Consider the following 14,056-nt stretch of genomic DNA (forward strand, 5'->3'; position numbering starts at 1 on the left):
CGGGGCTGGCCCTAAACAGATCCATAGGGGGAAAAGATGTCGATTGAAGTTTTTCAGTTCGAGGGCTTGGTTTACAATGTCACGGGTTTGACAGAACTCGCGAAGAAGGGCGGCTTCAAATACGGTCCGCACAACGCGCCGATTAACGACAACATGCGATACGGAATCAGCGGTTACGTGGAACCTGATCCGGCCATCATAGATGGCATGACGATTCAGCGGCGAGACGAGCCGATCCTGGTTGTAGAGCTTCAGAATGGAATGGTTCGTATCGTTGACGGCCACCACCGCCTTCACCGTCGGATGAAGGACGGGCTGCCGAACGTGTGGCAATACCTTATCCCGCACAAGGACTCCCTTCCATTCATCCACGCCGCCGAGGATTAAGCGGCCAGCCTGATCTCCTCCCGATCTCCTGTGGCTTCGTACCGGCCGTCTGGCGATTGGACGAGGATTACCCGCGTGCCGTTGGAATAGAGGACGACGTGGGCGTGCGCCCAGGTGGTGCCGCCCTTGTTATAGCCCTGGTCAAGCTTGGCGGAGACGCCGCCCGTGTAGACGTCGTCGATGATGCCTGGCGTATGCGTGTGGTCTGTCGTGCATTTGATCCCGAACCGGGTGAACTGGGTCGGGGTGCCGCGAGCGCCTGAAATGCCCAGGTCGCCGTGGAAACCGTGTTCGACGCCCCGGATGAGGTCCGAGCCGCCCGACGGCACGAAGACGACGTCGTCGGCCAGACCTGCGGACCGCATTGAGAACTCAACGATGTTGAAGTCAGACTCCCGTCGACGGATGGCGTCGTGGATGGCATAGTTGATCCAGTGCCAGTAGTAGGAATTAGCCGGATCATAGCGGCCGTCGTCGGACTTGCCCCATTTGGCGAGGGCGCTATCGTGGTTGCTCTCGACCATGACTGACCGACACCACGGCCTGCGCATCTCGTTGATGAAGTTGGCGGCGTCGGCGACCTCTTCCTCGACGGATTCCTTGCCCGATGCATGCACCTCGGCCATCAGATGCGGGTCGTGGATGTTGTGATGGTTTCGGCGACGGAAATCGAGGCTGTCGTGATAGTAGCAGTTCTCGGGCATCAGGCGCTCGTAGAGACTGTCGGACCAGATGGTCTTCTTTTCCTTGACGCAGAAGCCGAACGCCGTCCTCGCGATGACATGGTCTAAATGCTCGTAATGGATGTCGCCCCAGGTGATGGCAGCTACGCGAAATCCGTCGGAGACGATGCCATTCTTCACGACGCTGTTCAGGTCTTGGAAAGACCCGTCCTTGTCGGCCACGAGGTGTCGGAAGAACACTTCTCCATCTACATCGATTTCCACGAGGAGCGCGCCGTAGGTATGTCGAGCGATGCTCTTCCGTCCAGCGGCTCGGGGCGCATAGGACGGCAATGTGCAGCATCCGGTACTCGTGGCGAAGCGTGCCGGGAAGCCCTGTGCCCTTGGGATCGACTGCAAGGCGATGCGGGCTGACGGGACAACAACGTGCTGGCCCAGGTTTGTGGTGGCCCAACCGTTCAAAGGCTTGGCGGTGGTCGGGAGGATGTTGGCGTCGGCGATGAACATGATGTTCGGCGAAAGGCGGACGCGGTCGTAGATGACGTAGTCACGGAGGGCGGGATCGAAGACGGCCGTGGCAGCCGCGTGGTCCTCGAAGAGACCCTTCTGATATGTGTAACCCGCTATCAGGAGCGGAGCGTTGAGGAAGCTGCCGTATGCTTCGAGGTTTTCGAGGAAGGGTTTGAAGACAGGGGTATCGTCCTGCGCTGCCGTCAAGATGAAGCGATTGACCTTGCCCGTTTTCAGCTTCGCCTCAATTTCCGTGATGGCAGAGATGCGTACTGGCTTGGGTTTCTCAGGTTTCTGCGGCTTCGCTGTTTCGGGTGCGGGTTGCTTCGCCAGCCTTGATCGGACGAGGTCGAGGGCGTACCTGGCTTCCTCGACCGTGCATCCGAGAACCTTGGCGACGGACCGTCGGCCCTGACCTGCAATCCCCAATTCCTCGATTTTCGCTACTCTCTCGCCGACGGCAGTGTTTTTCGTATACATCTATTTGTCTCCCCAGACTGAGAAAGACCGTTGGTCGGCCAATTCGGGGATGCAAATTTCGCCGGCGGCGGAACTCATTCGGGTTAGCCGATATGAAGAGCCGACCTAGCCCAGGCACCGACAACGGCGACTACGATCGCGGCGACCGATCCCGCGACTGCGGCGATAGCGGCGAGAACTCCTGCGCGGCGGGCGTCTACCTTTTCCAGAGCTTCGACTCTGGCGCGGATATCGGCGTGGTTGGCGAGGTTGGCCTCGATTGTCGCGAGTTTGTGGACGATTTCCACCTGGGTTTTCTGCTGAGCCTGGCGCAGGTCCCTCAGCTCGGCGAGAATGTAGGAATTGTCGTTCGGAGTGGTCATTCAGTTTTCTCACGGAGAGTGGTGCGTGATCCCAGTGACACACGGCGCTCTGCAAGATTCGACGCGCCAACGATTATTCGGGCGGCGCGGGCGGCGTGTAGTCGACCTCGGTGTTGACGACGCAATATGAGCAGTCGACGGACGTCTGGCTGCCGATGATCAACCCAGTTGTCTGGGCGCTATCGCGTCCACCGCGGCTGTCATAGTGCGCTCGGTTCGGCTGGCGAGCCGCCCACTTCGACAGCTGGGATTTGATCAGTTTCTGGGTGAGTTGGACCTGCGAGGCCATCAAGGTTCTCCTAGATCAGGGGCGATGTCGATGCCCTTCGGGACATGGGTCGGCAGGCACGTGACGGACACCCGACGGCGCAACAGGTCTTCCTGCCTGAGACTCGGGAAGCCGATGTGATACTGGGTCGGCAGCGCGCCGATAGCTGCCATCGGGTCGAGGTTGCCGAAAGAGGCCGTGGTCGCCGCGGCTTTTTGCTCGTCGGCGTTATGGACGATCTCGTTGACGTACGGAGCCATGCCGCCAAGCGCCAGCGCGTCCACGGGTTCGTTTAGGCGGCCGAAGTTGACAGTGTAGACGACATCGCCAGCCGACTGCTGACCATCGTCAGCCACAGGCGGCGTGCTGCCGTCACCGATGGGCGCGAGGATCGTGATCCGTCCGCTACGCGACGATCCGATCCTCAGTTCGACACCCGTAATCTTGCCTACGGCCTCGCCACCAGGGATCAGTCGATGCTCGACCCGGGCCGTATCGGCTGTGGTCATGGACTTGGCGGTTTCCCACGGCACCTCAAACGAGATCTCGGCGGCGCGGGAGCGGAGGCAGACCTGACGATCGAGGCGACGGATGGCGTAGCGCAGGGCGCGGACGCCGCGATCGAGGTCAGCGAACCTCGCCGTGCGCATGTCGCGCAGGGCGGCGTTCTTCGTCGTGACTTCCCACAAGATCTCGTCGCTCTCGTCGAAGACCCCGAACGTTTCCGACGCATAGTGAGCATGGACGCAAACATAGCATCGGCCGTTGGCCTGGACCCGGTCGCCGACTGCGTAGTGCCGGACTTCAAGCGTGTCCGGGTCCTCGAACTCCCATTCGGGCGTCGTCAGATCGAGGTTCAGCTGTCCGAGGTTCAGGACTTCGACGGTTTCGGTCTTCGCGTCGCCAAGGACGTCTTGCACGGCGGCGGGCATCGAGATGTCAATGATCTCCTGGCGGGCCTGTTCGTAGTCGAATGCGGCCCGCCAGGAATACGAGATGATCTGCGGGCGCAGCTCGAGGTGTCCACCCGCAGCGTCTCCGTACTCGGGGCTGTCGGCCTTGACTCTAAATGTCAGTGGGTGCGGGAAGGAAAACACATCAAAGCTGTCGAAGGTCCACCCAGTGTCGGCTCCAATGCTGTCGCCTGGCTTTGGGATCGAGGACAGCACGTCCTGGTAGGTAAAAGAGCTGAAAGACCCGAGGCGGTTAGAATCCTGGATGTCCTTGGCGTACTGCGTCCAACTTGCGATGAGGCGTAGCTTCGTGATCGCCTTCGGCGGCGTCGTCACACGCAGAGAAAGCGTACCCTCGATGAGGTCGTTGACCTGATGCTCTACCACCCCGTCCGTCAGATGCACGAGGGTCGGCAGCAGGGTCTTGCGGTCCCAGCGCCAGAGATGGCGGCGGGCAAGCAGGACGGTCGTCGGGTCTTCGGTGGCGTCCGCGTCGAAGAAGAGGGGGTCGTACATCTCCGCAGCCTCGCGATCGGCCAGAGGGGCGGCGGGATCGTAGTCGATTTCGCCAATGCGGTGCGTATTCGCCGTCGCCTGCAGGACGTCGTCTTCGTCCGGCGGCACACACAGGAATTCCATTGTGCAATCGGCAGCGCCGAGTTCGGTGGGTAGACCGGTAAGGCGGCCTCTCGCATGCTCCTCGGCGACCCCGGTCGCGGGATCGCGCTCGACGACGGCGGCGTATCGGCCGGGGCGCGCCGCAATTCCACCGATGCCGGGATTGCGGATGCTAACGGTGTAGTATGGGACGATGACGTCGCCTTCTTCTCGCTCGGCGACGGTGCCAGAGAACGCTTCCAGTTCGTCATCCACGACAACGGTTTCGAGGTCGAGGACCTGGTCCCATGCGGTCAACCAGACGAGCCCAATCATGCGGCACCTCCTGTCTCTTCGGAGACAAGGGTCCACGAAACCTCGGCGCGGCTGGCGCGGGTATTCACTGACCACGGCTCGGTGACCGTGAGGTCATAGACGCCGCGGAAGAAGATGCGGACAGCGGTCACAGCGGGCGATACGAGGGTGATCACCTTGCCCGCGACGTTGAACGGCACTGCATTAAAGGCGAGGTCGTAAACCCTGATTGACGGGATGTAGGGAGTACGCTGAAGTGTCCTCGACGTACCGCCCGGGGCGATCATGTCGGAGAGCTCGGCGGGCGGGACGAGCTGGAATTCGACGCCCGGCCAAAGGCGCGACAATGCGGGCGCACGGATTTCGCCTTCGCCGGACGAGATGCCGATTTGGTACAGTCTGAAAGCCGGGTCAGCGAGATTGACGAGCCTGCCGTTCCATGTGCGGCGCATGTCAGCAGAAAGCCCTATCGGCTTCATGTCTACGGACAGGTCGATGCCGGACTGATATCCTATCGCCAGGTCGGTGCAGATCAGGGTGCTCGGCGAGATGTGTTGTGTCATCAGTAATTCCCTCCCGAACGGCCCATGCGTTCCAGTTCGGCAACAAAGCCGTCGTCACCTTCGCCGGATAGCTTCGCGCTCTTGCCGCCGAGTGACAGATTGACGTTGAAGACCTTGCCGACGCCCTGGCGCTCCTGAGCGCCTCGTTGCCAGCGTCCTGCCAAGGCCTTCTCGTCGTCTGTGGCTTCCTTGCCGTATTCGCTTGAGATGATCTGCACTTTCCCGGCGTTGTACGAAGCTATGTCCTCGCGCCGCTGGTCGCTCTCCAGCTTGACGCCCGAGTAGTAACCCTTGCCAAGGTTGTACTTCTGGAAGCGGCGCTTTGATTCCGAGTCGGGCAGGGAGGCAAATTTCTTCTCGAGATATGCAGCGTCTTCAAGCTTCGCTCTGGCGGCGATCAGGTCTTGGATTTTGCTCTCGCCCTCGACGATCTGGTCGGCCATATAGCCAACAAGCTTCTGGCTCGCGACGTAGGCGGCGGCGAAGCCAGCGGTGATCAGACCGACGCTCCCCGCCGCAGCCGCCGCTGCCGTGCCGATACCCGCGAGCGCGGGTGTAAAGATGCCGAGCAGGCCGCGACCCAGGAGCGCGACGCCTTTCAAGATTCCGGTGAACCTCAGCATTGCGAGGAACAGAACGGCTGTCGTGATGTCCTTGCCGAACAAGTCGAGGACGGGCTTGATCGCCGCGTGGATTCCGTCCAGGACCGACCTGAACATCGCCCACGCCTCGCGAACGTGCTTCATGAAGTCGGTGAACGCCGCTTTCGCTTCGTTCATCCAGCCGAAATTCACGGCCTGACCGCCTGTGACAACCGAAAAAGCGTCAACGGCTAGCGCCTTGATCCAGCCGAACGCGTCCCGTACCCGGTTGAGCCATCCCCAATCCGAGTCGACGCCTGACAGAACCTTCTGGACCTCGAGCATCGTCGTCGACGCAATGGAAGAGACGGCGACGATGACCTGACGTGACCACTTCAGGATGTCCGCGCCCTTTTTGAACAGCGCGCTCTGGTAGTCGTCATTGCCCTCGATGAATTTCAGGACGTCGTAAAATACCGTCCTGACGGCGACGAAGGTCTCCTGAACCATCTTCGCAATTGTCGTCCGGTTGCGCGACAGCCAGCCCGCAAGTTGGTCGTTAGTCTCTTCCATCAGAGGAGAGAGGCCGCGATTGATATCGAGTTTGACGCCCTGAAGCGCCATGTCCCGGCGACCTTCAGAGCGCTTCAGGCTCGTTCCGCGCTCGGTGTCTTCTTTTGTCGGCAGTGCGCTGACGTCTTCCATTCCTCGGCGGTACCGATCGATGGCAGCACGACCACCTTCGAGGAGCGCGAGGTTCTTGGCACCTGCATCCTCTCCGAAAAGCTGCTGGGCGATCCCGAGCTTTCGGTTGGAGTCGGGGATTTTATCGAGGGCGTCGGCGAGCGCATAGAGCGTGTCCACGCCGCCCTTGAGCGCCATGTCCATATCGAGGCCAACGTCTTCAAGCTCGCGCAGCGCTTCGCCTGTCGGCCCGAAACCGTCCTCGACCTTCTTCCTGGCTTCTTCCAGCGACTTGTATTCGGTGACGAGCGCAAGGCGTCGGCGCGACATGGCAGCGTCGAGGTCTCGTTCGGACATGCCGGATGCTATGCCGCGGTTCCAAACTGTGCCGCCACGGGCCGTAGCCTGGACGTCCTGCAGGATTTTCGCCTGTCGGTCGGATATCCCAGTAAGCGACCCGGTTCTCGCGGCGTCGGCGGCGGAGATGATTTCCGAGGCAGCGTCGGCGTCTCCTGTCTTGATGGCGGCGATCAGGCCAATCTTCGACCAGTTGCTCGTCTTGTTATAGGCAGCGTCCGCATCTTCGATCGACTTCCGGATCTCGCCGAACTGGTCGGCGATCGTTCCGAGAGTTGGCAACAGTTCGTCCGGATCGCCGCCATTCTGTTCGGCGGCGAAACGCAGGGTCGCAATGTTCTCGACGGACTCGCCTGACTGCTTCGAGAGCGTGTCCAGCTTTCGCAGGTAGTCCGCCATTTCGTCAGTGGCCTTCTTCGCGGCAAGCGAGATCAGGCCGATCTTCGCGGCGGCACCGACGGCGGCGGTGCCGAGACCTACGAATGCTAGCTTGCCGCCTGTCAGCATCGCTTTGAACGATACGCGCGCGATGGCCTTGCTCACCGTTCCGATGTGGCGGACGGAGCCAGACGAGAAGTTACGAATTGCCGTGCCAGCGGTCCGTGCGCCGTTGGAGACAAGCTCGCCGAAACGGGTCGTCGCCGTGTGGACGTGGCCAAGTCCGGCGACCGTGAAGCGTGTTGCGATCTGTCGGATAGTCGCCATCAGTACAGCTCCCCAATAATTTCGTTCGCCTTTTCGGAACCCATGCCCGCGGCGACGGCGAGAGCGCTGGCCTGGCGGGCAGTGCGATCAAGCCCGGCCAGAGTACGGATGGTGAATGCAAGACGTCGCGGCGACAGGGCGAGGCCGTCGATCCCGAGGCGGGCGGTGACTGCTCCGGCGTCTCGGACCATGGTCATCAGTCTCGAGGTTGTGCGGATCCCATTCTCAGGCCGCTCCGCAGGCGGAGCATTGCCTTCCGGACGGTGCTCCGTGAAAAAGTCGTCGATCGACCGCTCGCCCATCGTGACGTCGAGCGTGCCGAAAAAGGCGAGCAGCAGCATGTTGATGGACATCAATCCGACTCGCCAGGTCGGGCGACCGGTGGAGGCGCTGACAATCGCTACGACGCCCTTGCGTCCGACGGCCAGGTAAAGCTCGTATGCGTTCATTTCCCGAGACGGGTCGATGATTTCGGCGATGCCCGGGTGAGCCCGTGCCAGGCGCAGGATTTCTCGGACTGTCAGGCCTCGGACAGTCCCGCGAACATGCGGCACGGCATGCCTCGCCGTCGCGTCAACGGCGGCGAGAATGTCGGTAATAGTGATCGGGTTCGTGTCCGGCATTGGCCCTCCCTAAGCACTGGCCGAAGCCAGCGCCTTAGACGGCCTCCAGCCCGCGCATGTAGCCGTAACCGCTGGCCGAGGTAGAATACATCGAGCCCGTCAGCGTGGCGGTATTCAGGTTCGCCGCATCGCCTACCGAGATCGCGCCTGAAGGGATGAACTCGACGTCGTGAAGCACGACTTCGGTTTCCTTACCCACCTGGCCTGCCGCGATCACCCCAACGATGTGCAGCTCTCCGCGGATGCCCGAGGTCTCCATGACCGAGAGGTCCAGGAGCTTGTCGGCTTCCGTGATTGCAGGGGCGCTGTAGGTCACCGTCGCATCAGCTTCGGCGTCGGCGGGAAGCGCGACGATCTCCACCAATCCGGTCTTGGCATGGTACGTGAAGTGGGTGTTCTCGACGTAGACCGCTGCACCTGCGTCGCTGACCGTAACGGCCGTCGCACGGATTGCCGGGATGCGCACGATGTCACCGACGGCGACGTCTGTGATCGAGATCGTCTGAGAAGTGACAGCGGCCTGCGTCCGGTACTTCTTGTTCGCCATAAACAGCGCCTGGTAGAGCAGTTCCGTCCACATGGAGAGGCCGTTCAGCCCGATGGTTCCGGACTTCTCCGTCGTGAAGTTGCCGATGAGACGCCTGTCGCCGAACTCGTTGGTATAGCTCGGCACCTGGGTGATATTCGGCGTGATCTCGACGCTTTCGCACGGACCAAACTTGATGAGCTTTTCGGTGCCAGCTGGTTTGAACAGGACGACGCAACCCATGAGGCGCTGTTTTGTGGTGATCGGTCGGATTGGAAGTTGAGCCATCTTAGGTTCCTTTAGCTATGCAAATTTGTTTCCGGGTCGGCGTCCAATGTGAACATTCCGGCGGTGAACGTTGTGGTCGAGGCGATGAGCGTGCCGTCGCTGACTGGCTGTGGCTCGGGTCCGACGGTGCCTCCGAGACGCCAGTTCAACAGCCGCCCGACGCCCAACACCGAGCCGTCGACCAGCGACGTCTCGATCCTTGTTCCGATGACGTCCAGGACGTCGAGGGCGTCCTCGTCGTCCTCATGAACGCACGCCCGGATGGCGATGATGAAACCCCGATTGTCCACGCGGCAACCCGGCGGGTTGTTGTCCGTAGGAGCCACGGTGTCGGACACGACAACAGCAACGAACGGCAGATCGGACTTGGTGAAGCTGCGCATGAGGCGCACGGCGTCGCCGACGAATTCGTCGCCGAATTCGGATTTCAGGCGGGCGATGACCGCGTCTCTCATCTGCTTCCGAACGTGCGCCATCAGGTCTCCAACAGGATCAGGTCGACCTTATTGAAGCCGTCATGTTTGCAAGATTCGACGCGGTAGGTTTTCCCGCCGATAGTCAGCGTATCGGAGCCGTTATTCCGGAACAGTTCGTCAACGTCGCGGACGGCGCGCGACGGGTCGCGCGCCAAGACGTCATCAATGAAAACCGTAGCCTTGGGCTTTGAGGACATGACCATGAAGCCGTCAGCATTCACTTCCTCGGAGATCGCGGAGTACCATCCAGTCAGCGCATCGCCGCCGACCGGTCCGCCTGGACGGTGCCAGATCAATGGTTCGCCGTGCGCGAATGCGCGCTGGAGGTGGCGGTTCATCGAGAGAAAGGGGTTCGCGGGCATGGGGCCTCCTTAGTAGAGTTCCGAGGCCGCCGCCCAGAAGGCGTCGAGTTGTTGCGTGGTCATGCCGATTGCCGCCGCAAAGACTTCGACGAGCGGATGAGCGCGCTCAAATCTCGTCGCACCGGAGAGCAACATGCGAGCGGAAAACTGGTCCTCAGGCGTCAGCGCGCCGACGATGGCTTCGACGGCAGCCGGGAGTGCGCCGACCGAGACGGCCGCGAGTGCCTCCGATTCCGAGATGTAACCCTCGACGGCGAGTTGCTGAAAGAATTGTCTGTCGGAAATATCGGGCGCGACGACAACGATCTCGGTGACCTCGAAATCCGGTTCTTCGAAGTCTTCGTACTCTTGTGTGACTACGCTGTAGCGTCTGCCTTTACGAACCGACATCTTACTTTCTCCACCTCATCACGGCTTGTCCTGCATCCCAGTTGACGCCAGCGGTGCCGAGAAACAGCCGGACCCCGGTGATCCCCGTGCCGACGGAAGGAGTGACGTGACCAGCGTCCATTTTCCGATTAAGGCCGTCGAAGATCATCGATTTAACCAGGAAGCTCGTTTCGATGTGACGAGTAAGCTCGACATCCCCCGTCACGAAGTTTGCAGCCAGGAGACTTCCCGCGACGATGCAGGCGTTGCCCGGATTCTGGGAAAAAGACGTGACGGCCGTTCCGGCAAGATTGTTCAGGTAGCCGTAGTATGCAGATGCAGTGACAAGGGTCTGCGAGGCGTTGAAGACCTGGACGTACATCGATGATGTCCCGGTCGTGCTAATGCCCTGGAGGCTGATCTGCACCGCGTTGGCTTCGACCGGGATGCCGACGAGGTCGACGAAGTTGTTACCCGCCAGATTCACGACGCCGCCGCTCACCCAGCCCGTCTTGCCGTCCTGCGCATTGAGCGCGGTCCCGATCAGGGCCTGCACTTCTGCGGCCGTGGGACCAGACTTTAAGGGCAATGGCACGAAACCGAACGACATATCACGCCTCCAGGACGTGGACGGTTGCTGTCCCGGTTCCAGCATACGCAAAGGCAACAGTTCGATATCCGCCGACAACGCCCCAGTCGTGCACGCCTGGATCGAGCGGCCAGCTTTCTGCGGCTATCGGAGACCTCGACATCAAAACGCACGGCAGCTCGTCATCGGTGGTGATCGCGACGCGTACCTTGACCAGCTCGGTGTCTTCGCCGAGTACGAGCTGCTCGGCGTCTCCGGAGGGCAGCGTGAGCTTGCGGACGCGAAAGTTGTCAAAGTTCATGACCTGGATCGCGTCGAAGTTCGGGGATTTGGAAATCGGAGTGATGACGACGCCGCGATCGGACATTGGCTACTACCTTGCTAGTGAATGAATGGACGGCGCGCTGGGGAGAGCAGCGCGCCGTCCTTCTGATCAAGCGGCACTTAGGACCACTTGATGTTTCCGATCGCGGACGGGGACTCGCAGAAGAACAGGGCGTTCGATTCCGATTCCATTTTGATCGCACGCTTGGTCACATCGGTCGTGAAGGCGTAGAACGCCAGTCCGATGGTGTTCGCGGTCTCGAGCGTGTCGGCCGGTGCGTAGCGACCCTTGAACAGACCCGGCGCGTCGGGGACTAGGAAGCCCGTGTCGTTCGGGATGAACTCGACGCCGTTCAGCGTGTTCGGCTCGTAAGAGAACACCTCGATGTTGTCGGTGACCTTGAAGCCCTTGCGGGGATCGTTGCGCAGCATCGCGCCTTCCAGGTAGCGCTCGTACATGGTCTTGAGCGACGGGTGCGCGATGAAGGCGTCGAACATCTCGGGCGAAAACATCAGCTTGAAACCGCGGACCATGTAACCGCCGAGGTGGACCTCGGACTTACGCTTGGCCTGGATCAGCGCTACGCGCAGGTCGAGTGTCGGATCGGTGATGTCGATCACGCTTTCGGTGCGGGGAGTGTTGAATCCGGATGGATCGTGCCAGTCCTGGAGGACTTCGCCGTCGGCATCGTAGAGGACGCCGCGAACCGCACCCGCACGGCCGTACTCGGCGGTGAGTTCGTGGTTCTTGCGCATCGCTTCGAGCTTCTCGTTGCGCTTGACTTCCACAGTCTCGAGCGCGTCGGTGCTGCCGAACTGCCTGACACCCTGGACTTCCGACGCATGGACGGCGTCCTGTTCGACGAAGTGCGGAACCTCGAAGTGGCGGACCTTTCTCTTCGTGCCGCCAGCTGCCTGGGCTTCGCTTCCGCGAGGCGAGGACTGGAGAATTCGGAGGCGACCGTTCTTTTCTTCGACGGCTGCGGCAACTGTGTTGATGCCCTTTTCTTCCCACTCGATGAGCGTCGCGAACTTGGGCGGCTCGACGTCGATGTGGTTGATATAGGCAGTCATGGTCTCCATTTCGAAGGAGCCGTTGTCTACCGCGGCGGCGAGAATGTTATCTGACATGGGTGTTTCTCCTGTTCCCGGCGTCCGTTAGACCGTCGCTCGGACTGCAATCTGTTTCTTTTCGAGAGCGGCGACGGCGGTGGCCAGGGTCGCTCCGGTGGCGGCGACGATCAGAAAGTCCTTCTTGACCGCTGCGTGATGCCTGATGACGCCTGCCTTCTTCACGCCGCCGGTGGCGTCTGTGTGCCTGGCGAGGATGACGACATCGGCGTCAGCGTCGGCCGTCAGAGCGGCGTCGGTGAACTGCTCGTATGTCGCGCCAACGGCGATGAGGACGGAGCCCGAGATGTATTTCGAGCCGGACTTCAGGCTGACGGTGCCGCGGGAGATGTCGCCGTTCGCTTCGTCCAGAAGGAACTCCTCGTTGCGGACTTTTTCGATGATTTCTGCCATTTGGATTCTCCGGGTTTCGAGGGCTTAGCGGCCCATCCACTTCGCGCGCTTGGCGAAGATTTCATTGCTATTGAGGGTGGGCGTCGGAGCCTTTGCGGCGGGCTTGACCGGGGTCAGGTCAGCGGAACGGGTGGCCGACGTCGAAATGCCAGATGCCAGTACCTTGCGAACGGCTGCCCTGATCTCGGCAGGCTTGGCGCGGAACTTCCGCATCCCGGCAACCTGGTCGCCGAGCGCCTTGTTAAGTGAGCGGGCCGACGCTTCGAGGTCATCGGCTTCTTTCTCTTCGGTGGCTGTCAGGGCGTCATCGCCCTCGGCGCGAGCGGCATCTTCCTCGTCGATGAGTTCGTCGCCTTCTGCGCGGAGCTTACGTAGCGCCTTGGCGCGAGCCACGACCTCTTCGGAAGCGCCTTCGTCAGCTGCTGCCACAACGGCGTCTACGGCAGACTCGGCTGCTTTTACGAGTTCTTCGAGTTCCATTTTTTTCTCCTGTGTGTTGGGATCGGCGGCGCGCTTCCGGAATGAGGGAAGGGGAAAGCTGCGCTCTCCTCTCACGGTCGCATTGGGGTCGGCACCGACGGGGACGACCGAAGTTTCGTGCAGCGTCCATCTCACCGCGATTGCCAGCGGGACGTCGTGCTCGCGTTCGATGATCTCGTATTCGTGGACGCAGTAGCCCGCCGAAATCTGGCCGAAGAACCCGCGCTCGATCTCGGCGACCAGCCAGGAGTGGCGATCCGAAAAGACGCCGACGCCGATGATCTTGCCACCCTCAGCGCGGATATTGTCGACGCGGCCGAGGATCGAATCGATTCCGCTATGGGTGTTGTGGTTGTCGAGCAGCGGCATGCGGAAGGTGCGGCTGTAGTCCATGCCAGTGGTGAGCAGGACCTCGTCCACTTCGATCCACGAGATGTCGCTGGCCTCGATTTCAGCCGCCGTCATCGTCACGACTGCTGGATTCGGTATCCATGTGCGGACCGGGTGTTCGGTAGTGATGACTAGGGGAACGGAGTTGGTGGACCGGTCGACAGACGCAGAGAGGCCGTCATGCGCGCGACGGCTGAGATCGATGCCCCTACGTTGTCCTGTTCCTGTCATTTCCGCTCTCAAGGTCTATCTTGAGGCAAGCGTGAATTACCGTTTTGCAAGATTCGACGCGGCGGCTTCGCCGGCGGACAACAAAGTCCGAATGGGACGACGGTTGCGGTTTTGCAACAGTGACTCAAAACGGAACGTCAAGCATTTCCACGGACAGTGCGGAAGTCGCGCATCTGAGCCGGAGCCAAACGGATTCCTGTGGAGTCTCCGGGCGTTAGCTTCCAATCGATAAAATGCGATCGATTTTATTCAACATACTGAAATCATTGACAAATTTGGAAAGACCCTTATACGGGGAAGTGTCGAAACGAGGCAGGAGGGACTGAGCTAAGGTCTGTTGTGGGAAAATCCAAGGTGAGAGAGAAACGAGCCTAACTGGGTAGCGCCAATAGCTATGACAACTTTCGTTGTTGGGCGGCCAGGCTCGGC

At 60.8% G+C, this 14,056-nt stretch carries 17 protein-coding genes; 1 reads left to right on the forward strand and 16 read right to left on the reverse strand.

Features of this window, described 5'->3' with window-relative positions; all coding sequences use genetic code 11:
- The first annotated feature begins 36 nt into the window (after nt 1-36).
- Entirely contained in the window at nt 37-387 is a 351-nt protein-coding gene (locus tag ACSQ3G_RS08435; RefSeq protein ID WP_436109681.1) for a ParB/Srx family N-terminal domain-containing protein, read from the forward strand.
- Here the strand turns inward: ACSQ3G_RS08435 and ACSQ3G_RS08440 are convergent.
- The 16 genes from ACSQ3G_RS08440 to ACSQ3G_RS08515 all read right to left on the reverse strand — a co-directional run bounded on the left by ACSQ3G_RS08440 (nt 384) and on the right by ACSQ3G_RS08515 (nt 13,471).
- Nucleotides 384-2,060: a hypothetical protein gene (locus ACSQ3G_RS08440; protein ID WP_436109682.1), complete on the reverse strand. Its 1,677-nt coding sequence runs from the start codon at nt 2,058-2,060 to the stop codon at nt 384-386. The two genes, ACSQ3G_RS08435 and ACSQ3G_RS08440, sit on opposite strands and share 4 nt — an antisense overlap.
- An 83-nt stretch (nt 2,061-2,143) precedes the next feature.
- Nucleotides 2,144-2,422: a hypothetical protein gene (locus ACSQ3G_RS08445; protein ID WP_436109683.1), complete on the reverse strand. Its 279-nt coding sequence runs from the start codon at nt 2,420-2,422 to the stop codon at nt 2,144-2,146.
- Nucleotides 2,423-2,495: 73 nt separating this feature from the next.
- Nucleotides 2,496-2,711 carry a hypothetical protein gene (locus tag ACSQ3G_RS08450; RefSeq protein ID WP_436109684.1) on the reverse strand — a complete coding sequence of 72 codons (216 nt, stop codon included), beginning with the start codon at nt 2,709-2,711 and terminating at the stop codon, nt 2,496-2,498.
- Complete coding sequence (locus tag ACSQ3G_RS08455) at nt 2,711-4,576, reverse strand: hypothetical protein (protein WP_436109685.1); 1,866 nt, start codon at nt 4,574-4,576, stop codon at nt 2,711-2,713. The genes ACSQ3G_RS08450 and ACSQ3G_RS08455 overlap by 1 nt, the downstream gene beginning before the upstream one ends.
- Nucleotides 4,573-5,118: a hypothetical protein gene (locus ACSQ3G_RS08460; protein ID WP_436109686.1), complete on the reverse strand. Its 546-nt coding sequence runs from the start codon at nt 5,116-5,118 to the stop codon at nt 4,573-4,575. The genes ACSQ3G_RS08455 and ACSQ3G_RS08460 overlap by 4 nt, the downstream gene beginning before the upstream one ends.
- On the reverse strand, nt 5,118-7,445 hold the full coding sequence (locus tag ACSQ3G_RS08465) for a hypothetical protein (protein WP_436109687.1): 2,328 nt from the start codon (nt 7,443-7,445) through the stop codon (nt 5,118-5,120). Before ACSQ3G_RS08465 ends, ACSQ3G_RS08460 begins: the two co-directional genes overlap by 1 nt.
- The gene (locus ACSQ3G_RS08470) at nt 7,445-8,068 is read right to left on the reverse strand and encodes a hypothetical protein (RefSeq protein WP_436109688.1); all 624 of its coding nucleotides are present in this window, start codon (nt 8,066-8,068) and stop codon (nt 7,445-7,447) included. The genes ACSQ3G_RS08465 and ACSQ3G_RS08470 overlap by 1 nt, the downstream gene beginning before the upstream one ends.
- A gap of 34 nt (nt 8,069-8,102) precedes the next feature.
- A complete protein-coding gene (locus ACSQ3G_RS08475; protein ID WP_436109689.1) occupies nt 8,103-8,882 on the reverse strand; it encodes a hypothetical protein in 780 nt (259 codons plus the stop codon).
- Between the two features lie 11 nt (nt 8,883-8,893).
- Complete coding sequence (locus ACSQ3G_RS08480) at nt 8,894-9,358, reverse strand: hypothetical protein (protein WP_436109690.1); 465 nt, start codon at nt 9,356-9,358, stop codon at nt 8,894-8,896.
- Entirely contained in the window at nt 9,358-9,720 is a 363-nt protein-coding gene (locus ACSQ3G_RS08485; protein ID WP_436109691.1) for a head-tail joining protein, read from the reverse strand. The genes ACSQ3G_RS08480 and ACSQ3G_RS08485 overlap by 1 nt, the downstream gene beginning before the upstream one ends.
- A 9-nt stretch (nt 9,721-9,729) precedes the next feature.
- Nucleotides 9,730-10,110: a hypothetical protein gene (locus ACSQ3G_RS08490; RefSeq protein ID WP_436109692.1), complete on the reverse strand. Its 381-nt coding sequence runs from the start codon at nt 10,108-10,110 to the stop codon at nt 9,730-9,732.
- A 1-nt stretch (nt 10,111) separates the two neighbouring features.
- Entirely contained in the window at nt 10,112-10,699 is a 588-nt protein-coding gene (locus tag ACSQ3G_RS08495) for a hypothetical protein (RefSeq protein ID WP_436109693.1), read from the reverse strand.
- A 1-nt stretch (nt 10,700) separates the two neighbouring features.
- Nucleotides 10,701-11,045 (reverse strand): hypothetical protein, encoded by a 345-nt coding sequence (locus ACSQ3G_RS08500; protein ID WP_436109694.1) that lies wholly within the window; start codon nt 11,043-11,045, stop codon nt 10,701-10,703.
- A gap of 77 nt (nt 11,046-11,122) precedes the next feature.
- Nucleotides 11,123-12,133, reverse strand: a complete 1,011-nt coding sequence (locus ACSQ3G_RS08505; protein ID WP_436109695.1) for a major capsid protein — start codon at nt 12,131-12,133, stop codon at nt 11,123-11,125.
- A gap of 27 nt (nt 12,134-12,160) precedes the next feature.
- A complete protein-coding gene (locus ACSQ3G_RS08510) occupies nt 12,161-12,526 on the reverse strand; it encodes a head decoration protein (RefSeq protein ID WP_436109696.1) in 366 nt (121 codons plus the stop codon).
- 24 nt (nt 12,527-12,550) lie between these two features.
- Entirely contained in the window at nt 12,551-13,471 is a 921-nt protein-coding gene (locus ACSQ3G_RS08515) for an HK97 family phage prohead protease (RefSeq protein WP_436109697.1), read from the reverse strand.
- Between the last annotated feature and the right edge of the window lie 585 nt (nt 13,472-14,056).

Origin of the sequence: Neorhizobium tomejilense (assembly GCF_964254135.1) — a bacterium.
Lineage (GTDB): Bacteria > Pseudomonadota > Alphaproteobacteria > Rhizobiales > Rhizobiaceae > Neorhizobium > Neorhizobium tomejilense.